Source organism: Mycolicibacterium pyrenivorans (assembly GCF_025821625.1).
GTDB lineage: Bacteria > Actinomycetota > Actinomycetes > Mycobacteriales > Mycobacteriaceae > Mycobacterium > Mycobacterium pyrenivorans.
Window position 1 is genome coordinate 1 of the sequence record NZ_JACKSH010000175.1, and the last position, 25770, is coordinate 25770.

The window sequence follows — 25770 nt, forward strand, 5'->3', positions numbered from 1 at the left end:
CGGCCGAGCCGCGTCGCCGCGCGCGCAACTCGTCGGGACGAGAGCCGCGCGTGCCGCCCAGCGAGCGTCGCGCGACCCGCGACCGCGCCGAGCGCGGTGAGCGTTCCCCCCGCCCGCAACGCCGCACCCGCTACGAAGGCTGGCCCGGCTCCCCCGAACGGGACGGCTGGTCCGGCGACCCCGAACGGGACGGCTACGAGCCCTTGGAGCCGCACCGACCGGCCGGGAACGGCTCGCACCACCCGATCTCGCGGGTGCGTTACCGCGGCGGCGACGAATCCGAGGACCGCACCGAGTACCGGACGCGTCGCCGCGCCCCCCGCGACTACGACGCCGACCGGTGGGAGTACGACATTTAACCGGCAGCGCGCAGGAAGCCTCCTGCGGCGTCCACGGCGGGCACGGAACTGCCTGCGTCACTGACGAATACGGCCAGCGCCAGGTCTCCGCGGATCCCGACGAACCAGCCGTGCGCGTGCTGGTCGTCGATATACTCGGCGGTGCCGGTCTTACCCAGCAGGCCCGGGATGTCCTGCAGTTGGGTGGCGGTCCCGCCGGTGACCGTCTCGCGCATCATCGCCCGCACCTGCTCGTCGACGGCGCCCGGCAGAGGTTCGGGCGTGCGGTCGGCCACGGCGGGTTCGCCCTCGACGATGGTCGGCGCCGGTGCCGAACCGTTCGCCAAGGTGGCGGCGACCAGCGCCATGCCGAACGGCGACGCGGTGACCTCGCCCTGCCCGATGCCTTCCTCCACGCGCAGGGCGGCAGTGTCGGCGACCGGCACCGACCCGGTGACGGTGGTCATCCCGGGCGCGGTGTAGTCGATGCCGAGACCCAGTTGCGCCGCAGCCTTGGTCAGGCCGTCCGGAGGAAGGTTCACCGCGAGCCTGCCCATGGTGGTGTTGCACGACCTGGCGAACGCCGTGTGCAACGGCACCTGCCCCAGGTCGAAGTTGTCGTCGTTGGGGATCTGCCTGCCCTCGATGTTCTCGGTGCCGGGGCAGGCGACGACGCTGTCGGGGGTGACCTGCCCGGACTGCAGCGCCGCCGACACCGTGACCGTCTTGAACGTCGATCCCGGCGGGTAGAGACCGGTCAGCGCGATCGGGCCCTGCGCATCGGCGGGCGCGTTCTGCGCGACGGCAAGCAGATTGCCCGTAGACGGCTGGATCGCGACGATCGCCGCCGGGGTGGGCAACGGCGCCAGCGCGTCCTCGGCGGCGCGTTGCATGCCGATGTCGAGCGTGCTGGCGATGTCGCCGACAGGTTCGGCGTCCTGCCCGCCCACTCGTTTGGCGCCTGCGGTGGTCTGCGTCGTCACCGCCCAACCGCCCGCGGCGTCGGTGCGTTGCTGCCACAGATCCGACAGGCCCGACAGCGTCGGTGACGCCAGCGCGCGATCGGTGGACAGCAGCCGCAACTGCGGGTTCAGCGTCACGTTCGGCAACGCCGACAGCTGCGACTCGATCGGCGCGAGGTCGTCCTGACGAAGGGTGATGGCGGTGACCGGCTTGCCCGCCGCCGCGTCCATGTCGCGAGCCAACGATTCTGCGGTGATGCCCGGTGCGATCGGGTTGACCAGTGCGGCAACGGCATTCAGGTCAGCACCCGGTGCGACCTCGACCAGCGTGACGACGTGCTGAGTGAGCAGTTCGGCGCCGGTGCGGTCCAGTACGCGGGCCGCCGGCTGCGGGACCAGCGTGCTGTAGGACAGCGGTCCCTCGTCCAACCCGGGAGCGACCGTCGCCGGGTTCCACTGGATCTTCCAGTCGTCACCGTCGGCTGCGGCTGTGCCGTCGGTCGAGTAGCGCCACTCGTTGCGCTTCTCGGGGCCGAACCTCCACGTCGTGTCGAGTCCGAAGCTCGCCGCACCGTCTGTCTCCTCGACGGTGCCGACGTCGACGCGGACGTCGGTGCCGAGGCTGGCGAAGAGGTCGCCCAACGTTTCGGTGGCGGCGGCCTCGTCAGTGGTCAGCGCCGCCGCTGCGGCCGCGTCCCCGCGGCTCAGCGCGTCGGCGAACGACCGGACCGTCGCGGTCAGGCGATCTCCCGAGTCGCTGCAGCCCGCGAGCACGAGCATGCAGGCGAGAAGCGACGCGATCGGCGCACGTACGAGGTTCCGGAAGTTCGACCGTGGTGTCACGCTGGTCGAAAATACCCGCTGTCAGCGTGCGGGACGGATCTCTCGAGGCAGCGCGAACACGAGTGTCTCGTTGGCCGTGGTGACCGGCTGAACCGTGCCGAAGCCGTAGTCGGCGAGCCTGTCGAGCACCCCGCGGACCAGAACCTCGGGCACCGACGCGCCGGAGGTGACGCCGATGGTCGTGACGCCGTCCAGCCAGGCCGGGTCGATGTCCTCGGCGTAGTCGACGAGATGGGCCGCATCAGAGCCGGCGCCCAACGCCACCTCGACCAGACGCACCGAGTTCGACGAGTTCTTCGAGCCGACGACGATCACCAGCTCACATTCCGGTGCCATCGCCTTCACCGCCACCTGACGGTTCTGGGTGGCGTAGCAGATGTCGTCGCTCGGCGGATCCTGCAGTGTCGGGAACTTCTCCCGAAGCCGGCGCACGGTCTCCATGGTCTCGTCGACGCTGAGCGTGGTCTGGGACAACCAGATCACCTTGTTCGGGTCGCGCACGGTGACGTTGTCGACCGCGTCGGGGTTGTCGACGACCTGGACGTGGTCGGGAGCCTCACCGGCGGTGCCGACGACCTCCTCGTGACCTTCGTGGCCGACGAGCAGGATGTCGTAGTCGTCGCGGGCGAAACGCTTGGCCTCGTTGTGCACCTTGGTGACCAACGGGCAGGTGGCGTCGATGGTCTTCAAGTTGCGGGCGGCAGCCTCGACGTGCACGGTCGGCGCGACGCCGTGGGCGGAGAAGACGACGATGGCACCCTCGGGCACCTCGTCGGTCTGCTCGACGAAGACCGCCCCGGCCTTCGCGAGCGTCTCCACGACGTAGCGGTTGTGCACGATCTCGTGCCGGACGTAGACCGGGGCGCCGTGCTTCTCGAGTGCGCGCTCGACGGTCTCCACCGCCCGGTCGACACCTGCGCAGTATCCGCGGGGTTCGGCCAACAGCACCCGCTTGCCGGACACGCCGCCGCTGACCGAGCTGGAAGCACCCGGAATCCCCATGTTGATCGTCGACGGCATGACTCCCAGGGTACTGACCCGCCGGGCACGATGCCCAGCCGTAGGCTAAGGGCCATGGCAACAGCACCGTATGGGGTCCGTCTGCTGGTCGGCGCGGCGGTGACCGCGTTGGAGGAAACCCGCAAGCTCCCTCAGACCATCCTCATGTACCCGATGACCGTGGCGAGCCAGCTCGCCCAGCTGGTGATGAAGATGCAGCAGGATGTCGCCGACCTGGTCAACAGGGGCGACGAAACGCTCGACAACCTGTTCCCGCCCAAGGACGAGCAGCCGGAATGGGCGACGTTCGACGAGGACCAGGACGGCGGCGACGCCGGCGGTGCCATGGGGGATGTCGTGGACCTGCCGGTCCGTGACGGCGGCGAGCGGCTGACGGAGGGGCGATTCGCCCTGTTCAGCGGCGAGCCGGAGACATCCAACGGCACCCCGCCGCAGGACACGGCTTCCCCGGCCGCACCCGGCACCGTCCCCGACATCGTCGCGGAACTCGACTACGACGAACTGACCCTCGCCCAGCTGCGCGCCCGGTTGACGTCACTTCGCGTCGCCGACCTGGAAACCCTGCTCGCCTACGAGGAGTCCGCCAGGGCGCGAGCCCCGTTCCAGACGCTGCTGGCCAACAGGATCACCCGCGCGTCGGCCAAGTGACCCGGGTGAACCCGGAATCGGATACAGCCCCCGGCCAGTCGGCGGACAACCCGTTCCCGGTGCGGGGTGTTGCCATCCGGGTGGCGGGCTGGATCGACAAGCTCGGCGCCGTCTGGGTGGAAGGCCAGATCGCCCAGCTGACGCTGCGCCCGAACTCCAACACCGCCTACATCACGCTGCGAGACCCCGCGGCCGACATGTCGCTGTCGCTGACCTGCCCACGCGCCCTGGTGACCAACGCCCCGGTGAAGATGACCGACGGCACCCAGGTGATCGTGTTCGGCAAGCCCAACTTCTACACCGGCCGCGGCACGTTCTCGCTGCGGGTCAGCGAGATCAGGGCGGTCGGGATCGGCGAGTTGTTGGCCCGCATCGACCGGCTGCGCCGGCTCCTCGACGCCGAAGGGCTGTTCGACCCCCGCCTCAAGCGGCCGATCCCGTTCCTGCCCGGAACCATCGGGCTGATCACCGGCCGGGCGTCGGCCGCCGAGCATGACATCACCGCGGTGGCGACCGGCCGCTGGCCCGCCGTGCGGTTCGCGGTGCGCAACACGGTCGTGCAGGGGCCCAACGCGGTGCCGCAGATCGTCGACGCCCTGCGGGCGCTCGACGCCGACCCTGACGTCGACGTGATCGTGCTGGCCCGGGGCGGCGGCAGCGTCGAGGACCTGTTGCCGTTCTCGGACGAGACGCTGTGCCGCGAGATCGCGCGGTGCACCACCCCGGTCGTCAGCGCGATCGGCCACGAGCCGGACAACCCGCTGTGCGACCTCGTCGCCGATCTGCGTGCGGCCACGCCCACCGACGCCGCCAAGCGGATCGTCCCCGACACCGCGGCCGAGCAGGCGTTGGTGTCCGACCTGCGACGGCGCAGCGCCCGCGCGCTGCGGAACTGGGTCAACCGCGAACAGCACACGCTGACCCAACTGCGCAGCAGGCCGGTGCTGGCGAGGCCGCTGGACGCGGTCGACGCGCGCGCCGAAGAGATCCATCGTGCGCGGGCAACCGCCCGCCGCGACATCAACCGCCTGCTGACCGCTGAATCCGAACGGGTCGGGCACCTGGCGGCGCGGCTGTCGACGCTGGGACCGGCGGCGACGCTCGCCAGGGGCTACGCCGTGGTGCAGACGCTGCCCGCCGAGGGCCCGCCGCAGGTGTTGCACTCGGTCGGTGACGCACCGGCGGGCACCCGGCTGCGGGTGCGAGTCGCCGACGGCGCAATCACCGCGATAAGTGAGGGTGGCTAATGAAGCCCATTAGTGAGCTGGGGTACGAAGAGGCGCGCGACGAGCTGATCGAGGTGGTGCAGCAACTCGAGCACGGCGGCCTTGATCTCGATACGTCGCTGAAACTGTGGGAAAGAGGCGAGCAACTGGCACGATGCTGCGAGCAGCATTTAGCTGGCGCTCGCAAGAGGGTGGAGGACGCGCTGGCCGCCGGCGCCGACGACGACGGTTGACTCGGGAACCATCCCCCGGTCCGGTTGTCGAAATTGGAACACGTTTCAGTTATTCTCCCCATATGGCTGACGCATCACTGACCACTGAACTCGGCCGGGTCCTGGTGACAGGGGGTTCCGGGTTCGTCGGCGCCAACCTGGTGACCGAGCTGCTCGACCGCGGGCTCGAGGTCCGGTGCTTCGACAGGGTCCCGTCACCGCTTCCCGCCCATCCGAGACTCGAGGTGTTCCAGGGCGACATCACCAACGTCGATGACGTCGCTGCAGCCGTCGCCGACATCGACACGGTCATCCACACCGCGGCGATCATCGACCTGATGGGTGGCGGGTCGGTCACCGAGGAGTACCGCCGCCGCAGCTTCGCCGTCAACGTCACCGGCACCGAGAATCTTGTGCACGCCGCCCAGAAGGCCGGCGTCAAGCGGTTCGTCTACACCGCATCCAACAGCGTCGTCATGGGCGGCCAGCGACTGGCCGGCGCTGACGAATCTGAGCCGTACACAGATCGTTTCGCAGATCTCTACACCGAGACCAAGGTCGTGGCCGAGAAGTTCGTCCTTGGCCAGAACGGCGTGCAGGGCATGATGACATGTTCGATCCGTCCGAGCGGGATCTGGGGCCGCGGCGACCAGACCATGTTCCGCAAGGTGTTCGAGAGCGTGCTGGCGGGCCACGTCAAGGTGCTGGTCGGCAGCGAGAACGTCAAGCTCGACAACTCCTACGTGCACAACCTGGTGCACGGGTTCATCCTCGCCGCGACGCACCTGGTGCCGGGCGGGACGGCGCCCGGTCAGGCGTACTTCATCAACGACGGCGAACCGATCAACATGTTCGAGTTTTCGCGGCCCGTGGTCGAGGCCTGCGGCCAGCCCTGGCCCAAGTTCCGGGTGCCGGGGCGGCTGGTGTGGTTCGTCATGCGGGTGTGGCAGTTCCTGCACTTCCGCTTCGGGCTGCCCAAGCCACTGCTGGAACCTCTTGCGGTGGAACGGCTTTACCTGGACAACTACTTCTCGATCGCCAAGGCCCAGCGCGACCTGGGATACCAGCCGAAGTACACCACGGCCGAGGCGTTGGAGCACTGCCTGCCGTATTACACAGAGCTGTTCGACCGAATGAAGGCCGAATCGGGCCAACCGGCGGTGACCGCGGCCGCACCCGCTCCGCCGGAGGGCTGAACCCGGGTCGCCAGGCGAGACGATTTTGTGACAGCAGCGCAATAGCCCCTCCGTGGACGTTTGGGAACGCATACCGTTTCGCATGGACGCACCCGGGCGTCGACCGAAGCGGAAAGGCCGTGAACACATGCCTGACGGGAAGCCCAACATTCTGGTGATCTGGGGCGATGACATCGGAATCTCGAACCTGAGTTGCTACAGCCGCGGCATGATGGGCTACTCCACTCCCAACATCGACCGGATCACCAACGAGGGAATGCTCTTCACCGACTCCTACGGTGAACAGAGTTGCACCGCGGGCAGGTCGTCGTTCATCACCGGCCAGAGCGTGTACCGCACCGGGATGAGCAAGGTCGGGATGCCCGGCGTGGACATCGGGCTCCAGAAAGAGGATCCGACCATCGCCGAACTCCTCAAGCCGATGGGCTACGCCACCGGCCAGTTCGGCAAGAACCATCTGGGCGATCTCAACAAGTACCTGCCGACCGCGCACGGGTTCGACGAGTTCTTCGGCAACCTCTATCACCTCAACGCCGAAGAGGAACCCGAACACGAGGACTACCCCACCGCCGAGGAAGCCCCCCTACTGCGCAAGGCCCTGTTGCCGAGAGGCGTCATCCACTCCTGGGCCACCGACGAGGATTCCGGCGAGGTCGATGAGCGGTACGGCCCTGTCGGCAAACAGCGGATCGAGGACACCGGGCCGCTGACCAAGAAGCGGATGGAAACCGTCGACGACGAAACCACCGCGGCCTGTGTCGATTTCATCAAACGTCAGCACGACGCCGACACCCCGTTCTTCGTGTGGATGAACATGACGCACATGCACTTCCGGACACACACCAAGCCGGAAAGCCGGGGCCAGGCCGGCCGCTGGCAGTCGCCGTATCACGACACGATGATCGACCACGACCGTCACGTCGGCCAGCTACTCGACCTGGTCGACGAACTGGGCATCGCCGAGGACACGATCGTCATCTACTCGACCGACAACGGACCGCACGCGAACAGCTGGCCCGACGGTGCGACCACGCCGTTCCGCAGTGAGAAGAACACCAACTGGGAAGGCGCCTTCCGGATACCCGAGATGATCCGCTGGACCGGCAAGATCAAAGCGGGCACGGTCTCGAATGAGATTGTGCAGCATCATGACTGGCTTCCCACATTCGTGGCCGCCGCCGGTGACCCCGATATCGTCGACACGCTCAAGGCCGGACACACGATCGGTGACATGACCTACAAGGTCCACATCGACGGATACAACCTGCTGCCCTACCTCACCGGCGAGGTCGACCGGAGCCCGCGCCGCGGCATGATCTACTTCTCCGACGACTGCGACGTGCTCGGCATCCGGGCGGACAACTGGAAGATCGTCTTCATGGAACAGCGCTGCCAGGGCACCCTGCAGGTGTGGTTCGACCCGTTCACACCGCTGCGCGCGCCGAAGTTGTTCAACCTACGGACCGACCCGTTCGAGCGCGCCGACGTCACGTCGAATACCTACTGGGACTGGATGATCGACCGCCTGTATCTGATGTTCTACGGATCGGCGATCGTGAACCAGTTCCTCGAGACCTTCAAGGAGTTCCCGCCACGGCAGGAACCGGCGTCGTTCACCATCAACAACGCCGTCGAGCAACTCGACAAGTTCCTCGCTTCTCGCGGCGACTGAGCGTGGCAGAACTCGCCTCCTGGACAGACGGACCCACCAAGTCGGCGATCGTCGACTTCGTGGGTCGGGTCACCGCCGCGGACGGCCCGGACTTCGTCGAGCCCGAAGAGCGGGTCGCGGTGTTCGACAACGACGGCACCCTGTGGTGTGAGAAGCCGGCGTACATCCAATTGGATTTCCTGGTGCGCCGCCTGGCTCAACTGGCCGCCGCAGACGCGGCGCTGGCCGACCGACAGCCGTACGCCGCCGCAGCGGCGGGTGATCTTTCGTGGTTCGGCGACGCCGTCACCCGCCACTACAACGGCGACGACTCCGCCATGAAAGTTCTTGCCGGCGGGATACTCGCAGCCTATTCGGGGCTCACCGTCGAGGAGCACAGCGAGCGCGTGCAGGCCTTCTTCGCCGAAGCCGAGCACCCCAGCCTGAACCGCCGATACACCGACTGCGGTTACGCCCCGATGCTCGAGCTACTGCGGTTCCTCGAGACCAACGGGTTCACCAACTACATCGCCTCCGGCGGCGGGCGTGATTTCATGCGCCCGGTCGCCTCGCAGATGTACGGGATACCCCCGGAGCGGGTGATCGGCAGTTCGGTCGGACTCGACTTCATGGACGGGCATCTGAGGACGACCTCGACACCGGAGTTCCTCGACGACGGCCCGGTCAAGCCGGTGCGCATCTGGGGCCGGGTCGGACGCCGGCCGATCCTGGCCGCGGGCAATTCCAACGGCGACCTCGAGATGCTGCAGTTCGTCGACGCGGGACGCGGGCCGTCGCTGTCGATACTCGTACGCCACGATGACGCCGACCGCGAATTCGACTACGTCGCAGGCGCGGAGAAGGCGCTCGACGAAGCCAAGAACAGGGGCTGGACAGTCGCCAGCATCCGTGACGATTGGACGACCGTCTTTGCCTGACCACCCCGCTGAGGCTGCGCCTGGGGCGACCCCCACTTGCAGTTTCTCGCCCTCACCGCAGTCTCGATGATGCAAGGTGGTGGCGTGACCGACGTGGCCGACGGGTTCGCCTGGATCCCGGCGCAGACTGCGGTGCTCGGCTCTGACGCCCACTACCCCGAGGAGCAACCGGCCCGCGAGGTCAGCGTGGACGGGTTCTGGATGCAGACACACCAGGTCACCAATGCCAACTTCGCCGAATTCGTCTCCGCCACAGGTTATGTCACGGTCGCGGAACGTCCGCTCGATCCCGCTGACTATCCGGGGGCTCCGCCGCAGAATCTGCAGCCGGGGTCGATGGTCTTCCACCGCACCGCCGGGCCCGTCGACCTGCGCCACCTAAGCCAGTGGTGGACGTGGACGCCGGGCGCATCGTGGAACCACCCCCGCGGCCCCCGGTCGACCAACCGCGGCCGTGAGCAACACCCCGTCGTGCACATCGCGTTCGAGGACGCCGCGGCATACGCGCAGTGGGCCGGATGCGAACTGCCCACCGAGTCCGAATGGGAGGTCGCAGCCCGGGGCGGTCTGCCCCACACCGTTTACACCTGGGGCGATGAACCGGAACGCCCCGGAGAGCGGCTGGCGAACTACTGGCACGGTGAATTCCCGCATCTCCCCGACACCGGCTATGGACAAGCCACGCCGGTGGGGTCCTTCCCCGCCAACGCCTATGGGCTCTACGACATGGCCGGCAATGTCTGGGAGTGGACCACCGACTGGTACGGCGACCGCCGCGACGACCAACCATGCTGCGCCGCCGACAGCTACGACCCGGGCCAGCCGCAGTTCGCGGTCCCGCGACGGGTGATCAAGGGCGGTTCGTTCCTGTGCGCCGACAGCTACTGCATGCGATACCGACCGTCAGCGCGCCGTCCGCAGCAGGTCGACACGGGCATGAGCCACCTCGGCTTCCGATGCGCCACGCGATGACTTTTCCACCGCGACCGCGCACCGGTGACGCCTGTTCGACGACGGTGAGCCCATTGCGCTGAAACTGCTGGAATCCGCGGTGTTCCAGACGGGAGTCGTGCACCTCGTCTACACCCGCGACTCGCACGCACCCACCGGGGACTATGACGCGGCCAAAGCTCACCTGCAGCGGTGATCACCTGTCCGTCAACGGGTTTCGGCTGAGTCCTTGATCGCCGCGAGCGTGGCGGGGATGCCACTGCGTGCCGCGTCGCGCCGCCTGTCGATCTCGGCGTCGGCCGTGTCCCCGAAACGCTCGCGGAAGCCGGCGATCCCCTGGGGCAGGAACTCCCACGACTCGGTGAGCCGGGTACCGCCGTCCCTGGGCTCGAACTCATAGCCCCAGTACACCCAGCCGTTGTTGACCTCCCAGGCGAACTTGCGGCCCGGATCGGCGGCGACCACCTGGCTGCGGGTCTCCCAGGTCCGCTCCGGGGTCTCGTTGCGCCCGGTGAACCATGCGCCCACGCGCGGCCCGTCGCCGTCATCCCACCAGCAGGCCCTGCATACGGGGCTCCACTCGCCCATCCGCGTCACGTCCGACACCAACGCATAGACCTCATCGGGCGGCGCCGCCACGAAAATCGACTCTGACATCTTCAGCTCGGTCACCCGGTCGAGTCTGCCATTCCATAATCCGTCGCGGCTATTGCACTTTCGGCCTCCGGATGTGACGTTATAACGCGTTCTAATTCTCCTTCGAAGGGCCAACTGGATGAGCAACAGTAGCGAGCGGGTCGCCGTGATCATCGGCGGAGCATCCGGGATCGGATGGGCGACCGCTCAGGCCCTCGCGGCCGAAGGCTGCCGCGTCACGATCGCCGACGTCAACGCCGACGGAGCCCGTCGACGCGCCGCGGAACTGGGCGCACCCCATGGTGCGGCCCACGTCGACGTCACCGACGAGGCCACGGTGCAACGCCTGTTCGACGACATCGGTCCGCTCGACATCGTCGTGAACTGCGCGGGGTTCAGCAATATCGGCCTGATCACCGAGATGCCGGTCGAGGACTTCCGCTCGGTGGTCGACGTGTGCCTCACCGGGTCGATGATCGTCATGAAGCACGCAGGCAGGCACCTGGGCGAGGGCGGGTCGCTGGTGTCGATCAGCTCGCTCAACGGCAGGCAGCCCGCGGCGGGCATGAGTGCCTACTGTGCCGCCAAGGCCGGCCTGTCGATGCTCACCCAGGTGGCGGCCCTGGAGATGGGGCCGCGGGGCATCCGGGTCAACGCCGTGGCGCCCGGGTTCGTCCACACCCCGCTGACGGAGGCTGCCGCCTCGGTACCCGGCGTCGTCGAGGACTACGTGGACAACACGGCGATCGGCCGGGCGGGCTGCCCCGAGGACATCGCCAATGCGGTTGTGTACCTGTGCTCCCCGGGATCGTCGTGGTTGACCGGCGAGGTGCTCGACATCAACGGCGGAGCCCACCTCAAGCGCTATCCCGACGTCATGGGGCACGTCATGCGATTGGTGGAACAGTCGTGAGCTTCGCCGACAAACACGCGATCGTCACCGGCGCGGGCTCGGGCATCGGCGCCGCGCTGTGCCGAGCCCTCGACCTGGCCGGCGCCTACGTGGTCTGCACCGACATCGACCCTGACGCGGCCGAACGCACCGTATCGTCGCTGAGCTCACGGGCCCGGTCGGCGCGCCTGGACGTCACCGACGCGGGCGCCGTGCAAGCGGTCGTCGACGACGTCGTCGGCCGGGCGGGACGCCTCGACCTGATGTTCAACAACGCCGGCATCGTCTGGGGTGGCGACACCGAGCTGCTCACCCTCGATCAGTGGAACGCGATCATCGACATCAACATCCGCGGCGTGGTGCACGGCATCGCCGCCGCCTACCCGCAGATGCTGAGTCAAGGCCACGGCCACATCGTCAACACCGCGTCGATGGCCGGTCTCACCGCGGCCGGACAGGTCACCAGCTACGTGGCGACCAAGCATGCGGTCGTCGGGATGTCGATGGCGCTGCGCTCCGAGGCCGTCCCCCGGGGTGTCGGGGTCCTCGTGGTGTGCCCCGCCGCGGTCGAGACCCCGATCCTCGACAAGGGCGCCGTCGGCGGGTTCGTCGGGCGGGATTACTTCCTGCAGGCCCAGGGCGGCAAGCCCTACGACGCCGACCGCCTGGCCCGCGACACCCTGCGTGCCATCGACCGCAACAAGGCGATTCTGGTCAAACCCACTGTGGCTCACGCGCAGTGGCTGTTCGCGCGGGCCGCTCCGGCGCTGATGAACCGGTTGGCGATGCGGTTCGTGACCGGACAGCGGTCACACCAGACGAACGGATCGCCGTCCCCCGCCGCCGACTCGGGTTAGGGTTTCTCGTCGGCAGCACGGGAGGGACGGGAGGGCGCGATGACGACCCACGACTTCACCGTCACCCAGAAGCGCGCCCTGGCCGTGCTGACGGTGGTGGCCCTCGCTTTCGCCGCCTACTTCCTGCGCGGCTACGTGCTGTTGATCGCCGTCGCGGCCGTGCTGGCGTACCTGTTCTCGCCGCTCTACGAACGCCTCCGGGCGAAGATGAACGTCGGCCTGTCGGCCACGATCACGCTGCTCGCCGCGATCGCGACGGTCGCCCTGCCGCTCGCCGGGGTGACGTTCCTCGCCTTCATCCAGATCAGCCAGATGGTGACCAGCGTCGGCCACTGGGTGGAGCAGACCGACTTCACCGCGCTGGCGCAGCGACTGCTGGACTCGGCCAACGAGGTGTTGGCCAGAGTCCCGTTCATGGACGTCACGCTCACCCAGGACTCGGTGCGCAGCGCGATCGCCAAGGTCGGACAGAACGCCGGCGAGATCGCCCTGGGTGTCGCCCGAGACTCCGTGGGTGGGCTCGCGTCCGCACTGACGGGCGCGATCATCTTCCTCTACGTCTTCGTCGCGCTGCTCACCAACGGCCACCGGGTGCTGGACCTGTTCCGTGACCTGAATCCGTTGGGGGAAAAGGTATCCGACATCTACCTGGCCAAGATCGGCGCCATGGTCTCCGCGACCGTGAAGGGCCAGCTCATCATCGCGGTGTGCCAGGGCGTCGCCGGCGCCGTGTCGATCTACATCGCCGGTATCCACGACGGCTTCTTCATGTTCGTCATCTTCCTGACGGCGCTGTCGTTCATCCCGCTCGGCAGCGGGATCATCACCATCCCCCTCGGAATCGGGATGGCGATCTTCGGCAACGTGTTCGGCGGGATCTTCGTCGTGGTGTTCCACATCATCGTGACCACGAGCATCGACAACGTGCTACGCCCGTTCCTGGTGCCCAAGAGCGCTCACCTGAACCCGGCGTTGATGCTGCTGGCGGTGTTCGCCGGCCTGCAGATGTTCGGCTTCTGGGGGATCGTCCTCGGACCGGTCCTGATGATCGTCGTCGTCACGACGATCAGCGTGTATCTCGCGGTCTACAAGGGCGCGCCGATGGACGCGCTGGCCGGGACCCGCGCCGACCCTGCCGACGACGAGGCCGAGCGACGGACACCGTGGTGGCGCAGGATCCTGCCTGGCAAGGGCAAGTCCGAACCCGAACCCGAACCAGAACCCTCGGCAGGACCCGAAGGCGAACCGGTGGCGCCGGCGTCTAAGTCAGCCGAGACTTGAGAAACTCGACGACCCTCTTGCGGGCTTCGTAGGCCGGGTGGCCGTCGCGTTCGCGGACCTCGAGGGTCAGGACCGAGTGCGCCATCTTGCCGAACCCGTGCTCGTTGCCCTTCCTGGAGTCGATCTCGATGACCTCGAACGCGTCGCCGAGACGATTCTTGAGCGTCTTGAACCTCGCGCCCGGTGACATCGGATCCTCGCTGAAGCGCAGGCCCAACGCGCACAGTCCGTCTTCGGCGGCCCGCCGCTCGACGACCTTCAACTCGGCTTCCGACAACCCCGGGTCGGCCCGCTGCTTGGCCGTCAGCCCGATCGGCAGCGACGGCTGACTCAGCACAGGGGCGAGCACGCTGTCGTCGACGGCGGCGGCCAGCGCGAAGCCCCCGCTCCAGCACTCGCCGATCACGCCGACACCCTTGCCCGGCGTCTGCTCGTTGAGGTCGCGGGCCAGCGCGCGCAGGTAATGGGCGATGGGCCGGTCGGCGTTGGTCGCGAAGGCCGCGAACTCCTTGGCCACACAGCCGCGCAGCATCACCGGCACCGCACCCGGCCTGATGCCCGGCGCCCCCGGCGTGCCGTACAGCGACGGCGCGGCAACCGTGAAACCGTTGTCCACCAGGTGATTACCGAGGGCGAGCACACCGGGGTGCAGGCCGGGCATCTCGGGGATCAGCACCACGCCCGGACCCTCGCCCTTGCGGTACACGTCGTAGGTGAACCCCGCTGCCGTGAACGGCTCGGCGGTCCATCCGGTGAGGTCGGCTTCCGGGGCCGCGTCGCCGGCGACATCGGAATTGGGTGAGGTCATCGGGCGCTCCTAGGAGACGGGCAGTGGGGACTGGGACTGCGTCGCAGCTGCCAGCGTACGGTACTCATCCGTACCTGCGGCCCCTGTCAGCGCAAGCTGCGCGGGCCCCGTCGGGCCGCGAACCTGTGCGGTCCACACCGGCTCGGCCGGCCTGCCGTCACGCTCGCCGCCCTCGTAGACGACCCACGTGCGGCCGTCGACGTCCTCGGTCCCCGTGGGCACCAGGTCCGCACCCAGCGACGCGACCAGCTTGTCCTCGTCGGCGTTGCTCTGCGTCAGGCTCAGATACAGCCCGCTCGGCGCCAGGTAGCCCACGGTGGAGCTGACGGCGCGCACCGACTGGCCGGTCACCGGGTCCGTGCGCCCACCCTCGATCCCCCTCCGGCTGCCCGAGTTGGCCTGCCAGCCCTCGGGCAGCGCAGGAACCCGGATGGGGATGCCGAGCGCGTCGGCGTCCGCCCGCAGCGCGGCCGGGGCGTCATAGTCGGGAACCGGACCGAGCCCGGGCCCGCTCGGCGCGAACGAGCACATCCCGAGCATGCCGGCGAGGACCACGCAGACGACCACCAGCGGTGCCATCGACCAGAACATGTCGCGGCCGTCCTGCAGGAGCCGCGACTTCGCGGGCCGGGGCGCCGGAACCGCGTAACCGGCGACATCATCGGGACCACCGTGGCCTGCGTCTACGGGTTCGCTTCCCGGCGGTCCGGGAAACCTCTGGCCCGGCTCGGGCGGCGTGGTCATGCCAGCCAGTATCCCAGCTCCCGATCGTGGACCCGCTAATGGGAGAATCTGCGGCATGAGTGCCGCACGCCGTGAAGCCCCGGACCGAAACCTCGCCCTCGAGCTCGTACGGGTGACCGAGGCGGGGGCGATGGCCGCGGGACGCTGGGTCGGCCGCGGCGACAAGGAGGGCGGTGACGGCGCGGCCGTCGACGCGATGCGCGAACTGGTCAACTCGGTGTCGATGCGGGGTGTCGTCGTCATCGGCGAGGGCGAGAAGGACAACGCCCCGATGCTCTACAACGGTGAAGAGGTCGGCAACGGCGACGGTCCCGAGTGCGACTTCGCCGTCGACCCGGTGGACGGCACCACGCTGATGAGCAAGGGCATGCCCAACGCCATCTCGGTGCTCGCCGTCGCCGAGCGCGGCGCGATGTTCGACCCGTCGGCGGTGTTCTACATGAACAAGATCGCCGTCGGACCCGACGCCGTCGAGGCCATCGACATCACCGCCCCCATCGGGGAGAACATCCGCCGGGTCGCGAAGGCGAAGAACCTGACCGTCCCTGACCTCACGGTCTGCGTGCTGGACCGGCCCCGGCACACGCAGCTGATGGCCGACATCCGGGAGGCGGGTGCGCGCATCCGGCTGATCTCCGACGGTGACGTCGCCGGCGCCATCTCGGCATGCCGTCCGGGTTCGGGAACAGACCTGCTTGCCGGTATCGGCGGAACCCCCGAGGGCATCATCACCGCCGCGGCGATCCGTTGTATGGGCGGCGCGATCCAGGCCCAGCTGGCCCCGACCGACGACGCCGAGAAGCAGAAGGCCCTCGATCGGGGCCACGATCTCGACCGCGTGTTGCACACCGAGGACCTGGTCTCCGGGGAGAACGTGTTTTTCTCCGCCACCGGCGTCACCGACGGCGACCTGCTCAAGGGCGTGCAGTACTACGGCGGCGGGTGCACCACCCAGTCGATCGTCATGCGCTCGAAGTCCGGGACCGTCCGGATGATCGACTCCTACCACCGCCTGTCCAAGCTCAACGAGTACTCCGCGGTCGACTTCACCGGCGACAAGACCGCCGCCTATCCCCTGCCGTAACCACCGACACGAGAAGGACATACATGAGCACCGACGCCGCTGTTCAGCAGGGCGAATACCGCATCGAGCACGACACCATGGGCGAGGTCCGGGTGCCGGTCGATGCGCTGTGGCGCGCCCAGACCCAGCGCGCCGTGGAGAACTTCCCGATCTCCGGCCGCGGCCTCGAGCGCACCCAGATCCGCGCCCTCGGCCTGCTCAAGGGCGCCTGCGCACAGGTCAACAAGGACCTCGGGAAGCTGGCACAGGAGAAGGCCGACGCGATCATCGCCGCCGCGGCCGAGATCGCCGACGGCCAGCACGACGACCAGTTCCCCATCGACGTCTTCCAGACCGGTTCGGGCACCAGTTCCAACATGAACGCCAATGAGGTCATCGCGTCGATCGCCGCGGCCAACGGCGTGACCGTGCACCCCAACGACGACGTCAACATGTCGCAGAGCTCCAACGACACCTTCCCGACTGCGACACACATCGCCGCCACCGAAGCCGCTGTGCGCCACCTTATTCCGGCACTCGAGGTGCTGCACGAGTCGCTGCAGGCCAAGGCCCGCCAGTGGCGGACCGTGGTGAAGTCCGGCCGCACCCATCTGATGGACGCGGTCCCGGTGACGCTCGGCCAGGAGTTCGGCGGCTATGCCCGCCAGATCGAGGCCGGGATCGAGCGGGTGAAGGCCACCCTGCCCCGGCTCGGTGAGCTGGCCATCGGCGGCACCGCGGTGGGCACCGGCCTCAATGCGCCCGACGGCTTCGGCGCGAAGGTCGTCGAGGTGCTCGTCGACCAGACCGGGATTGCCGAACTTCGCACTGCCACTGACTCTTTCGAAGCACAGGCGGCGCGTGACGGGCTGGTCGAGGCGTCCGGGGCCCTGAAGACGATCGCCGTCTCGCTGACCAAGATCGCCAACGACATCCGCTGGATGGGGTCGGGCCCGCTGACCGGGCTGGGCGAGCTGCAGCTGCCCGACCTGCAGCCGGGCAGCTCGATCATGCCGGGCAAGGTCAACCCCGTCATCCCCGAGGCGGTAACGCAGGTGGCGGCCCAGGTGATCGGCAACGATGCGGCCGTCGCCGTCGGCGGCCTGTCTGGCGCCTTCGAACTGAACGTGTACATCCCGATGATGGCGCGCAACGTGCTCGAGTCGTTCACGTTGCTGGCCAACGTGTCGAAGTTGTTCGCCGCCAAGTGCATCGACGGCCTGGTGGCCAACGAGGAGCATCTGCGCGAGCAGGCCGAGTCATCGCCGTCGATCGTGACGCCGCTGAACTCCGCGATCGGCTACGAGGAGGCCGCCAAGGTGGCCAAGGAAGCCCTCAAGGAACGCAAGACCATTCGGCAGACCGTCATCGACCGCGGCCTCATCGGCGACAAGCTCTCCGAAGAAGAGCTGGACAAGCGCCTCGACGTGCTGGCCATGGCCAAGGTGGTCGATGAGCGCTTGCGCGAAGAGCATTAGTGAAGACGGTGACTAGGAACGAGATCCGGGCGGGCGTCACGAATCTGCTGACGACCTACCAGTATCTCGCTGACACCGGAAAGGTCGAGCGGCTCGCGGCGCTGTTCGGCGCCGATGGGGTCCTGGAGATCGGCGCCGAATCCTTCACCGGCCCAACCGAAGTGCTCGGTCTGTTCACCCGCACCAGCGGCCAGTTCGTCGACGCCGACTTCCTGCCCGCTCGTCACCACCTGAGCTCGATCTACGTCGAGCCGCTACCGGACGGCAGCGCGAAGGCCTATGCCTGCTTCCAGTTCATCGGCACCCGCGGCCTCGATCACTGGGGCACCTACCGCGACGTGGTCGTTCCTGCGATCGACGACATCGCCGACGGCGACGGCTGGCGCTTCGCGCGCCGGCGGGTGATCACCGAAGGGTTCGCGCCGGGATCGCGCCTCGCCTAAGCGATTTCAGGGGAGGGCGCCGGGGCTGATCTCCTCGAGCATCTCGGTGACCAGCGCCGCGATCGGCGAGCGCTCACTGCGCAGCAGCGTGATGTGCGCGAACAGCGGGTGACCCTTCAGCTTCTCGATCACCGCCGCGACGCCGTCGTGACGGCCGACGCGCAGGTTGTCCCGCTGGGCGACGTCGTGGGTCAGGACCACCCGGGACCCGGTACCCAGCCGCGACAGCACGGTGAGCAGCACGTTGCGCTCCAGCGACTGGGCCTCGTCGACGATCACGAAGGAGTCGTGCAGCGAGCGGCCCCGGATGTGGGTCAGCGGCAGCACTTCGAGCATGCCGCGCGAGAGCACCTCCTCGAGCACCGCCGGGCTGGCGAGGCCCTCGAGGGTGTCGAAGACGGCTTGGGCCCACGGCCCCATCTTGTCGCTCTCGCTGCCCGGCAGGTAACCGAGCTCCTGGCCGCCGACGGCGTACAGCGGGCGGAACACCACGACCTTGCGCTGAGTGCGCCGCTCCAGCACGGCTTCCAGCCCCGCGCACAGCGCGAGCGCCGACTTTCCGGTGCCCGCCTTGCCGCCGAGCGACACGATGCCGACGGATTCGTCCTGCAGCAGATCCAGTGCCACCCGCTGTTCGGCGGAGCGGCCGCGCAGCCCGAACACCTCGCGGTCGCCGCGCACCAGCTGCACGCGCTTGTCGGCGTTGACGCGGCCCAGCGCGTGAGAGTTGCTGCCCAGCATCCGGATTCCGGTGTGGCACGGGAGGTCGCGCGCGGCTTCCAGGTCGACCTCCCCGTCGGCGAAGAGCCCGTCGACGTCTTCGCCGGACACCTCGAGCTCCGCCATCCCGGTCCACCCGGACGTGACGACGTCCTGCGCGTGGTACTCGTCGGCGGGCAACCCCACCGCGCCCGCCTTCACACGCAGCGGAATGTCCTTGGTCACCAACGTGACTGCCTTACCCTCTGCGGCGAGGTTGGCCGCACAGGTCAGGATTCGCGAGTCGTTGCTCTCGGTCCGGAAGCCGGCGGGCAGCACCGTGGGATCGCTGTGGTTGAGCTCGATGTGCAGAGTGCCACCGAGATCGCCGACGGGAATCGGCTGATCCAGGCGCCCGTGTTCGAGCCGGAGGTCGTCGAACATCCGCAGGGCCTGCCGGGCGAACCAGCCGAGCTCATGATGATGCCGCTTGGCTTCCAGTTCGCTGATGACCACCAACGGAACCACCACTTCGTGTTCGGCGAACCTCGTGCATGCCCAGGGATCGGACAGCAGCACAGAGGTGTCCAGCACGTAGGTCCGAATGAGGCCCGATTGCTGGCTCCGCCAGCCCTGCGACTCAGTCACGTAGCGCTCCTCGAGCTCGCGTGGCCCCACACGAAACATGTCGGTGGACACACAGCGGTCTCCAGGACCGGGGCCGGCCCTTCGTGATCGAGAAGATCGGGACCGCCCGGACAGCAGAGCATGTCGCTAGCCATCGAAAACGACGCTACTCCGCGTGCGGCTTTCGCGCCGCGCAGGCGCGCCGAACCAGGAAGGCGTGGCGGGTTAAGAGCTGGTGAACTGCTTGAGTTGTGGCTCGTCGGCCAGTCCCCACGCGGTGATGCGATCGGAGATGACCCGGCGCAGATCCTCGGGGCCGAAGATGCCGGCCTCGGCGACATTGGCCACCTTGTCGCGGTAGGCCACGATGTCCCCGCCGACGACGTCGAGTTCGGCGGCCCGGCGGGCGATCGCCTCGATCGTCTCGTCCCGCGTGAACGTCAGGCAGTGGGCGATGAGGTTGGCGAAGAACTCTTCGTGACGGTCCTCGTCCTTGGCGATCCTGTCGACCAGACCGGCGAGCGTCGGGTCCTCCGTCTGGGCCCGCAGGTTGCGGCAGAACACCGCGTGCGCGCGTTCGAAGAAGGCCATGAACGCCAGCGTTTCCAGCTCGCTGTAGGTGTTGGCCCGGTAGCCCTGCATCACATGCTCGACGCGGACGTCCTCGTTGGCGGCGGGGTCCACCTGGCGGGTCACCACCAGGTAGTTGCGCAGCGCGATGGCATGGAGGTGCTCCTCGGCGGTCCAGCGACCGATCCACCGGCCCCACTTGGCCTCGAGGATGAAGTGCTCGACGAGCTCGCGGTGGTAACCCGCGAGGTTGTCCTTGGTGATCAGCAGGATCTCCAGCGCGTCGGTGACGGGCTTGGGCAGCGTCACCGAAGACGGATCCCAGTCGCGTCCGCCGAGGAACGCGAAGTTCTCGCCCTGGTCGAAGGGAACGTAGTCGTGGGCGTACCACAGGTCCTCGGAATCGAGGTGCCGCCGCAGCTCCTGCATGACGACCGGTTCGAGCTCTGCGGTCAACGCACTAGGGACAGGTCTCTGTGCCATAAAAGTAACTGTAACCCGAATTCACACGTTCCTTAAAATCGGGTCAACGGAGTGTCGCGAATCGGGTCGCGCCTACAACGTCAGGCCCGGATACAGCGGGTTGGCCTCCAGCAGCTCGGCTGCCGCCGCGTGGACCCGCTGGGCGGTCCCGTCGGCCAGGGTGTACTTGGCCTTGGAGAGCCCGCTGGACGCCTGCGTGGGCTGGGTGTTCGTGAGGACCTCGACCACGAGTTCGGCGACCTTGTCGAAGTCGTAGGCGCCGAACCCGCGGGTCGTCAGCGCCGGGGTGCCGAACCGGATGCCGCTGGAGTACCAGGCACCGTTGGGGTCGTTGGGGATCGAGTTGCGGTTGGTGACGATGCCCGCATCCAGCAGCGCCGACTCCGCCTGGCGTCCGGTGAGCCCGAACGACGTCACGTCCAGGAGCACGATGTGGTTGTCGGTGCCGCCGGTGACCAGGCGGCCGCCACGCTTGAGGAATCCCTCGGCGAGCGCCTTGGCGTTGTCGGCGATGTTCTGGGCGTATTCGCGGAATGCCGGCTGGCGCGCCTCGGCTAGTGCGACGGCCTTGGCGGCCATCACGTGCGACAGCGGACCGCCGAGCACCATCGGGCACCCCTTGTCGACGGCGGGGGCGTATTCCTCGGTGGCCAGGATCAGCCCGCCGCGGGGCCCACGCAGCGACTTGTGGGTGGTGGTCGTCGTGACATGCGCGTGCGGCACCGGATCCTCGTCGCCGGTGAACACCTTGCCCGCGACCAGGCCGGCGAAGTGTGCCATGTCGACCATCAGGGTGGCCCCGACCTCGTCGGCGATCTCGCGCATCTTCGCGAAGTTCACCCGCCGCGGATAGGCGGAGTACCCGGCGACGAGCACCAGCGGCTTGAACTCGCGGGCGGCGGCGGCGACCACGTCGTAGTCCAGCAGTCCGGTCTCGGGATCGGTCCCGTACTGGCGCTGGTGAAACATCTTGCCGGAGATGTTCGGCCGGAAGCCGTGGGTGAGGTGGCCGCCGGTGTCCAGTGACATGCCCAGCAGCCTCTGGTTGCCCAGCTTGGCGCGCAGCGACTCCCAATCGGCCTCGGACAGGTCGTTGACGTTCTTGGCGCCGAGCTCGGCGAGCCCGGGTGCCTCGACCCTGGTGGCCAGGATCGCCCAGTACGCGACGAGGTTGGCGTCGATACCGGAGTGCGGCTGCGCGTAGGCGTACGGGGCGCCGAACAGTTCACGGGCGTGCTCGGCGGCCAGCGACTCGACGGTGTCGACGTTCTGGCAGGCCGCGTAGAAGCGGTGGCCGATGGTGCCCTCGGCGTACTTGTCGGAGAACCAGGTGCCCATGGTCAACAGCACCGCCGGCGACGCGTAGTTCTCGCTGGCGATCAGCTTGAGCGAATCCCGTTGATCGGCAAGCTCTTTGCGGGTGGCGTCGGCGATACGCGGCTCGACGCTCTCGATCACCCGCAGCGCGGCCCGGTAGGCCTCGCTCGCAGTCTCGGCGTACTCGGCGCCCAGCGCGGGAGTACGGCCTGTCACGGAGTCAGCGGTCATGGGGTTCAGCGTAATCGGGCGGCCCGGGCCGGCAGAATCCACATCCCCGCCGTCAGGCGGCGCGCAGCGACGACGGGATCAGCGGCTCGTCGAGCAGTGTGCCGAACCGCTCGGTGACGCTCACGCCGTCGGGTCGCGCATCCAGCCATCCCCGCAGCAGGCGATAGCCCTCCACATAGGTGCTGGTGTAGGCGCGCCACAGCGGCGAGGACAGGAACCGCAGCATCTGGCGGGCCCGTTCGTCGTTGACCAGCAGCCAGCGCTTGAGGAAGTCGACGACGTCGTCGACGTCACGGTGTTCGTCGTGCAGCATCAGCGCCGCGTCCTGGCGCACGTCGGCCAGCGCGGCCGTCGCCTCCGACACGGTCTCGGAGCGCTCGCCGTCGAACCGCAGGCCCAGATCGGCGTAGATGTCGGTGGCCCACGTCCCCCAGCCCCGTCCCTCCCCCGTCGCTCCGCTCGCCTCGGCGCCGACCGCGGCGTACAGCGCGAGGTCGGCCAGCCCCTCGGCCATCAGGCATTGCGGGGTGTTGACCAGGAAGATGGTCTGCTCGGCCTGCCCCTTGCCCTCGACGAGCCGGGCCTCTTTGCGGCAGTGCTCGGTGTGATGGCCCGGGTAGGACTCGTGGGCCACCAACCGGGGCAGGTTCGACATCTGCTGCTTGAGGTCGGCGTTGACGGCGACCGTGGAGCGGTAGTCGCCGAGGTAGTAGTTGAACCCCGACCACGGTTTGTCGGTGACCACCTCGTAGGTGATGGTCTCTCGTGCGGGCAGCGGGAACGTCGCGCGGACACGGTCGCGCAGCGCGCTGGAGAACGCGTGGATGCACTCCTCGAGGCGGGCCGGGGGAATCTCCTCCGACGCGCGGTAGGCCTGCATCCGGTAGGCGAGAGAGCCGGACCCGCCGAGCACGTCGTCCAACGTGGCGTGCGCCTGCCGGTACCGCTCGGGGTCACCCTTGGTGATCCGGACGTCGAAGTAGGCCTCGACCTCGTCGACGAACCCGACCTCCTCACCGGCGAATTTGCGTCCGGCGCACGCCAGTGCCCGCAGGTGCGCGCCGACGAACGCCGCCCGCGCGTCGTCCAGCCCGGCAGGCAACTCGGTCAGCAACCGCTCGGCCTGACGGACCAGATCGGCGGGGTCCGGTTGCGGCTCCGAATCGACTGCCCGCTTCAGTGCGGGGTCACCGGTGAACGCGTCGACGTAGCCTTCCTCGACTCTGTCGAAGCGCAATCCGAGCGTCAGGTACTCGTCGATCAGGGTGCCGGGCTCCATGGCCACTACGCTAACTGCAAGACTGAGGGCATGGCGCGGCTGAGCGAACCCAGCCCCTACGTGGAGTTCGACCGAAGTCAATGGCGTGCACTTCGAATGTCGACGCCGCTCAAACTGACCGAGGACGAACTCGTTAGGCTGCGCGGTCTCGGCGAGAAGATCGATCTGCTCGAGGTCGAAGAGGTGTACCTGCCGCTGGCCCGGCTGATCCATCTGCAGGTCGCCGCCCGCCAGCGATTGTTCGCGACGACCGCCGAATTCCTCGGTGAGCCGCAGCAGAACCCGGACCGGCCGGTGCCGTTCGTGATCGGCGTCGCCGGCAGCGTGGCCGTCGGTAAATCCACCACCGCCCGCGTGCTGCAGGCGTTGCTCGCGCGTTGGGAGCACCACCCTCGCGTCGACCTCGTCACCACCGATGGTTTCCTGTATCCGAACGCCGAGCTGCATCGACGGAACTTGATGCACCGCAAGGGTTTTCCGGAGAGCTACGACCGCAGGGGCCTGATGCGGTTCGTCACGGCGGTGAAGTCGGGCGCCGACGCCGCGTGTGCGCCGGTCTACTCACACCTGCTCTACGACATCGTGCATGGCGAGAAGCAGATCATCGAGCACCCCGACATCCTCATTCTGGAGGGTCTCAACGTGCTGCAGACCGGCCCGGCGCTGATGGTGTCCGACCTGTTCGACTTCTCGGTCTATGTAGATGCCCGCATCGAGGACATCGAGCAGTGGTACGTCTCGCGGTTCCTGTCGATGCGAGCGGGTGCGTTCGCCGATCCTGCCTCGCACTTCCACCACTACTCGACGCTGACCGACGAGGCGGCCGTGTTCGCGGCCCGCGACATCTGGCATTCGATCAACCGGCCGAACCTGATCGACAACATCCTGCCGACCAGGCCGCGGGCCACGCTGGTGCTGCGCAAGGACGCCGATCACTCCATCAACCGGCTGCGCCTGCGCAAGCTCTAGACACGGCCCAGGAACCGCGTGAGCGCGGCGTTGAACGCCTCCGGGTTGTCCTGATTGGCGTTGTGGCCGGCATCGGGAATCACCAGGTACCGCCGGCCCCGACGGCGCCCCGCCCGTCCAGGAGTGGACCGGAGTTCTGCGATGCCCGAGCACGTGGTGGGTGAACCCCGCGGGCGTACCCGCCCAATCCGGCGGCGACGCGTACACCAACGACGACATTCCCTCCGGTAGAACGGATCACGCCTTCAAGCGCCGCACCCCAACGTACTGCAACTCGGCGAACACCAGCGTGTACACCCCGGTGGCCAGCACCAGCGCCACCCCGGCGGTGGTCAACGGGAAGAACCCGGCGAGCACGAACACGACCGTGCCCACCGTGTAGGCGATGTTGGCGACGATCACCGCGATACCGGGCCGACGCACCGACTCCGCCCGGGCGAGCGCGAAGACCACCAACCCGTACCCGATGAAGAACGCGCTCATCGAGTACTCGAATGCCGTCGTGGTTCCCGAGATCTCCGCTATCCAGCCGGCCAGTGGGATCGTGGCGACACCGACGAGGCCGGTGAGAATCGCGTCGGCGCGCATAGCCAGGCGCAGAAACGCGTCGGTGGAGGCTCCCACTCCGCGGGTGCTCAGTTGGGTCATCGAACTTCCTTTCTCGAGGGGTTTCTTCGTCGACCGGTGCCGGAGTCGACGCCGCAACCTCTGCCCGCGAGCTCTTGCTCCTCGCGTGCGCGGTGCCGACTCCGGACCAGTCATGCGGGGGTCACGCCAGGCGGCGCACCCCGAGGTACTGCAAGTAGGCGAACCCGACCGTGACGGCGGTGAACGTCACCGTCGCGCCGACGCCGAACCCGGTCAGCGGCAGCCAGCCCGCCACGAGCACGACGGTGACCACGGCGGCGAACACGATGTTGCCGATGAGGACACCGACACCGATGCGCCGCACGTCGGCGACCCGGGCGCACAGGTAGAGCAGCGCGCCGTACCCGACCAGCGCCGCGCCCGCGATCCACTCGGCGGTGGCTGACAGCCCCGACAGCCGCGCGAGTGGGTCGGCGGCCATCGCGACGAACAACCCGAGCCCGGCGCACACGGTGGCGTCGGCGCGCACCGCGAAGCGCAGCAGTTGAGCATCCGGTTCGGCCGTCGCGGCGGCGGGTCCGGTGGTGATGGCGGTCATGTCACCTACGGTCCGCACAACTCACTGCCGGGTGTACACCAGATGCTGCCAACTACTGCCAACCGCAGGTCAGCGCTCCTCCGCCGGAATTGCATTCCGGCAGAGAAAGTTCGAGTGCGGGCCAGCTAATCCGAAAATAGAGGTGAGGTGCGCTGGGTGTGGGCGCGTCGGTGTTGCCGTGGGTGCCACGGCGGGTTTGGTGTGTTCGCGGGTCAGGCTGCT

At 68.1% G+C, this 25770-nt stretch carries 25 protein-coding genes and 1 pseudogene; 15 read left to right on the forward strand and 11 right to left on the reverse strand.

Annotated features, from left to right (window positions below; all coding sequences use genetic code 11):
• Positions 1–359 (forward strand): annotated as a pseudogene (locus H7I57_RS20290) (DUF6542 domain-containing protein); the annotation flags it as partial.
• Here H7I57_RS20290 and H7I57_RS20295 read toward each other — a convergent pair.
• A complete protein-coding gene (locus H7I57_RS20295) occupies positions 356–2080 on the reverse strand; it encodes a penicillin-binding transpeptidase domain-containing protein (RefSeq protein WP_264025638.1) in 1725 nt (574 codons plus the stop codon). The pseudogene H7I57_RS20290 and the gene H7I57_RS20295 overlap by 4 nt on opposite strands.
• Positions 2081–2164: 84 nt before the next feature.
• On the reverse strand, positions 2165–3163 hold the full coding sequence (locus H7I57_RS20300; protein ID WP_264025611.1) for a 4-hydroxy-3-methylbut-2-enyl diphosphate reductase: 999 nt from the start codon (positions 3161–3163) through the stop codon (positions 2165–2167).
• Positions 3164–3217: 54 nt separating this feature from the next.
• Here H7I57_RS20300 and H7I57_RS20305 point away from each other — a divergent pair, with 54 nt between their 5' ends.
• From H7I57_RS20305 to H7I57_RS20335, 7 genes are all read left to right on the forward strand, one after another.
• The gene (locus tag H7I57_RS20305; RefSeq protein WP_264025612.1) at positions 3218–3811 is read left to right on the forward strand and encodes a lipid droplet-associated protein; all 594 of its coding nucleotides are present in this window, start codon (positions 3218–3220) and stop codon (positions 3809–3811) included.
• 5 nt (positions 3812–3816) lie between these two features.
• Positions 3817–5058 (forward strand): exodeoxyribonuclease VII large subunit, encoded by a 1242-nt coding sequence (gene xseA / locus H7I57_RS20310; protein WP_264025614.1) that lies wholly within the window; start codon positions 3817–3819, stop codon positions 5056–5058.
• Positions 5058–5270, forward strand: a complete 213-nt coding sequence (locus H7I57_RS20315; protein WP_264025615.1) for an exodeoxyribonuclease VII small subunit — start codon at positions 5058–5060, stop codon at positions 5268–5270. Before xseA ends, H7I57_RS20315 begins: the two co-directional genes overlap by 1 nt.
• 62 nt (positions 5271–5332) lie before the next feature.
• Positions 5333–6445 (forward strand): 3-beta-hydroxysteroid dehydrogenase, encoded by a 1113-nt coding sequence (locus H7I57_RS20320; RefSeq protein ID WP_264025617.1) that lies wholly within the window; start codon positions 5333–5335, stop codon positions 6443–6445.
• 127 nt (positions 6446–6572) lie between these two features.
• Entirely contained in the window at positions 6573–8117 is a 1545-nt protein-coding gene (locus tag H7I57_RS20325; RefSeq protein WP_264025618.1) for an arylsulfatase, read from the forward strand.
• A complete protein-coding gene (locus H7I57_RS20330; protein ID WP_264025642.1) occupies positions 8114–9034 on the forward strand; it encodes an HAD family hydrolase in 921 nt (306 codons plus the stop codon). Before H7I57_RS20325 ends, H7I57_RS20330 begins: the two co-directional genes overlap by 4 nt.
• 84 nt (positions 9035–9118) lie before the next feature.
• Positions 9119–10006: a formylglycine-generating enzyme family protein gene (locus H7I57_RS20335; protein WP_264025619.1), complete on the forward strand. Its 888-nt coding sequence runs from the start codon at positions 9119–9121 to the stop codon at positions 10004–10006.
• 186 nt (positions 10007–10192) lie between these two features.
• Here the strand turns inward: H7I57_RS20335 and H7I57_RS20340 are convergent, their stop codons facing one another.
• Positions 10193–10657 carry an SRPBCC family protein gene (locus tag H7I57_RS20340; RefSeq protein WP_264025620.1) on the reverse strand — a complete coding sequence of 155 codons (465 nt, stop codon included), beginning with the start codon at positions 10655–10657 and terminating at the stop codon, positions 10193–10195.
• A 103-nt stretch (positions 10658–10760) separates the two neighbouring features.
• On the opposite strand from H7I57_RS20340, the gene H7I57_RS20345 reads away from it, so the two are divergent.
• The 3 genes from H7I57_RS20345 to H7I57_RS20355 are packed head-to-tail and all read left to right on the forward strand — an operon-like array spanning position 10761 to position 13651.
• Positions 10761–11534, forward strand: coding sequence for an SDR family NAD(P)-dependent oxidoreductase (locus tag H7I57_RS20345; RefSeq protein ID WP_264025621.1), 774 nt, complete (start codon positions 10761–10763; stop codon positions 11532–11534).
• On the forward strand, positions 11531–12370 hold the full coding sequence (locus H7I57_RS20350) for an SDR family NAD(P)-dependent oxidoreductase (RefSeq protein WP_264025622.1): 840 nt from the start codon (positions 11531–11533) through the stop codon (positions 12368–12370). The genes H7I57_RS20345 and H7I57_RS20350 overlap by 4 nt, the downstream gene beginning before the upstream one ends.
• Before the next feature lie 39 nt (positions 12371–12409).
• On the forward strand, positions 12410–13651 hold the full coding sequence (locus H7I57_RS20355) for an AI-2E family transporter (RefSeq protein ID WP_264025623.1): 1242 nt from the start codon (positions 12410–12412) through the stop codon (positions 13649–13651).
• On the opposite strand, the gene H7I57_RS20360 is transcribed toward H7I57_RS20355, so the two are convergent.
• Complete coding sequence (locus H7I57_RS20360) at positions 13632–14459, reverse strand: dienelactone hydrolase family protein (RefSeq protein WP_264025624.1); 828 nt, start codon at positions 14457–14459, stop codon at positions 13632–13634. The two genes, H7I57_RS20355 and H7I57_RS20360, sit on opposite strands and share 20 nt — an antisense overlap.
• 9 nt (positions 14460–14468) lie before the next feature.
• On the reverse strand, positions 14469–15203 hold the full coding sequence (locus H7I57_RS20365; RefSeq protein WP_264025625.1) for a DUF4245 domain-containing protein: 735 nt from the start codon (positions 15201–15203) through the stop codon (positions 14469–14471).
• Between the two features lie 55 nt (positions 15204–15258).
• Here H7I57_RS20365 and glpX point away from each other — a divergent pair, with 55 nt between their 5' ends.
• Genes glpX through H7I57_RS20380 form a run of 3 tightly spaced genes read left to right on the forward strand, consistent with a single transcriptional unit; the run spans position 15259 to position 18187 of the window.
• A complete protein-coding gene (gene glpX, locus H7I57_RS20370) occupies positions 15259–16287 on the forward strand; it encodes a class II fructose-bisphosphatase (RefSeq protein WP_264025626.1) in 1029 nt (342 codons plus the stop codon).
• A 23-nt stretch (positions 16288–16310) separates the two neighbouring features.
• Positions 16311–17744, forward strand: a complete 1434-nt coding sequence (locus H7I57_RS20375) for a class II fumarate hydratase (RefSeq protein WP_264025628.1) — start codon at positions 16311–16313, stop codon at positions 17742–17744.
• An 8-nt stretch (positions 17745–17752) separates the two neighbouring features.
• Entirely contained in the window at positions 17753–18187 is a 435-nt protein-coding gene (locus H7I57_RS20380) for a nuclear transport factor 2 family protein (protein WP_264025630.1), read from the forward strand.
• Between the two features lie 6 nt (positions 18188–18193).
• On the opposite strand, the gene phoH2 is transcribed toward H7I57_RS20380, so the two are convergent.
• From phoH2 to H7I57_RS20400, 4 genes are all read right to left on the reverse strand, one after another.
• The gene (gene phoH2 / locus H7I57_RS20385; RefSeq protein WP_275081505.1) at positions 18194–19573 is read right to left on the reverse strand and encodes an RNA 5'-3' helicase PhoH2; all 1380 of its coding nucleotides are present in this window, start codon (positions 19571–19573) and stop codon (positions 18194–18196) included.
• A 165-nt stretch (positions 19574–19738) separates the two neighbouring features.
• Positions 19739–20566: an acyl-ACP desaturase gene (locus tag H7I57_RS20390; RefSeq protein ID WP_264025631.1), complete on the reverse strand. Its 828-nt coding sequence runs from the start codon at positions 20564–20566 to the stop codon at positions 19739–19741.
• Positions 20567–20638: 72 nt separating this feature from the next.
• Positions 20639–22114 carry a glycine hydroxymethyltransferase gene (locus H7I57_RS20395; RefSeq protein ID WP_264025632.1) on the reverse strand — a complete coding sequence of 492 codons (1476 nt, stop codon included), beginning with the start codon at positions 22112–22114 and terminating at the stop codon, positions 20639–20641.
• 52 nt (positions 22115–22166) lie between these two features.
• On the reverse strand, positions 22167–23393 hold the full coding sequence (locus H7I57_RS20400) for a DUF885 domain-containing protein (RefSeq protein ID WP_264025634.1): 1227 nt from the start codon (positions 23391–23393) through the stop codon (positions 22167–22169).
• A 30-nt stretch (positions 23394–23423) separates the two neighbouring features.
• On the opposite strand from H7I57_RS20400, the gene coaA reads away from it, so the two are divergent.
• Positions 23424–24362, forward strand: coding sequence for a type I pantothenate kinase (gene coaA / locus H7I57_RS20405; protein ID WP_264025635.1), 939 nt, complete (start codon positions 23424–23426; stop codon positions 24360–24362).
• Between the two features lie 237 nt (positions 24363–24599).
• Here coaA and H7I57_RS20410 read toward each other — a convergent pair whose 3' ends face one another.
• Both H7I57_RS20410 and H7I57_RS20415 read right to left on the reverse strand, forming a co-directional pair.
• Positions 24600–25010, reverse strand: coding sequence for a hypothetical protein (locus H7I57_RS20410; protein WP_264025636.1), 411 nt, complete (start codon positions 25008–25010; stop codon positions 24600–24602).
• 121 nt (positions 25011–25131) lie between these two features.
• On the reverse strand, positions 25132–25548 hold the full coding sequence (locus H7I57_RS20415) for a hypothetical protein (RefSeq protein WP_264025637.1): 417 nt from the start codon (positions 25546–25548) through the stop codon (positions 25132–25134).
• Positions 25549–25770: the final 222 nt, after the last annotated feature.

Bases quoted from the DNA above. Each gene is read 5' to 3' on its own strand.
- H7I57_RS20390 (WP_264025631.1), bottom strand. From the start codon at position 20,566: ATGGCACAGAGACCTGTCCCTAGTGCGTTGACCGCAGAGCTCGAACCG.
- H7I57_RS20360 (WP_264025624.1), bottom strand. From the start codon at position 14,459: ATGACCTCACCCAATTCCGATGTCGCCGGCGACGCGGCCCCGGAAGCC.
- H7I57_RS20375 (WP_264025628.1), top strand. From the start codon at position 16,311: ATGAGCACCGACGCCGCTGTTCAGCAGGGCGAATACCGCATCGAGCAC.
- H7I57_RS20325 (WP_264025618.1), top strand. From the start codon at position 6,573: ATGCCTGACGGGAAGCCCAACATTCTGGTGATCTGGGGCGATGACATC.
- H7I57_RS20320 (WP_264025617.1), top strand. From the start codon at position 5,333: ATGGCTGACGCATCACTGACCACTGAACTCGGCCGGGTCCTGGTGACA.
- H7I57_RS20395 (WP_264025632.1), bottom strand. From the start codon at position 22,114: ATGACCGCTGACTCCGTGACAGGCCGTACTCCCGCGCTGGGCGCCGAG.
- H7I57_RS20400 (WP_264025634.1), bottom strand. From the start codon at position 23,393: ATGGAGCCCGGCACCCTGATCGACGAGTACCTGACGCTCGGATTGCGC.
- H7I57_RS20415 (WP_264025637.1), bottom strand. From the start codon at position 25,548: ATGACCGCCATCACCACCGGACCCGCCGCCGCGACGGCCGAACCGGAT.
- H7I57_RS20355 (WP_264025623.1), top strand. From the start codon at position 12,410: ATGACGACCCACGACTTCACCGTCACCCAGAAGCGCGCCCTGGCCGTG.
- H7I57_RS20295 (WP_264025638.1), bottom strand. From the start codon at position 2,080: ATGCTCGTGCTCGCGGGCTGCAGCGACTCGGGAGATCGCCTGACCGCG.
- H7I57_RS20305 (WP_264025612.1), top strand. From the start codon at position 3,218: ATGGCAACAGCACCGTATGGGGTCCGTCTGCTGGTCGGCGCGGCGGTG.
- H7I57_RS20315 (WP_264025615.1), top strand. From the start codon at position 5,058: ATGAAGCCCATTAGTGAGCTGGGGTACGAAGAGGCGCGCGACGAGCTG.
- H7I57_RS20300 (WP_264025611.1), bottom strand. From the start codon at position 3,163: ATGCCGTCGACGATCAACATGGGGATTCCGGGTGCTTCCAGCTCGGTC.
- H7I57_RS20345 (WP_264025621.1), top strand. From the start codon at position 10,761: ATGAGCAACAGTAGCGAGCGGGTCGCCGTGATCATCGGCGGAGCATCC.
- H7I57_RS20410 (WP_264025636.1), bottom strand. From the start codon at position 25,010: ATGACCCAACTGAGCACCCGCGGAGTGGGAGCCTCCACCGACGCGTTT.
- H7I57_RS20365 (WP_264025625.1), bottom strand. From the start codon at position 15,203: ATGACCACGCCGCCCGAGCCGGGCCAGAGGTTTCCCGGACCGCCGGGA.
- coaA (WP_264025635.1), top strand. From the start codon at position 23,424: ATGGCGCGGCTGAGCGAACCCAGCCCCTACGTGGAGTTCGACCGAAGT.
- phoH2 (WP_275081505.1), bottom strand. From the start codon at position 19,573: ATGTTTCGTGTGGGGCCACGCGAGCTCGAGGAGCGCTACGTGACTGAG.
- glpX (WP_264025626.1), top strand. From the start codon at position 15,259: ATGAGTGCCGCACGCCGTGAAGCCCCGGACCGAAACCTCGCCCTCGAG.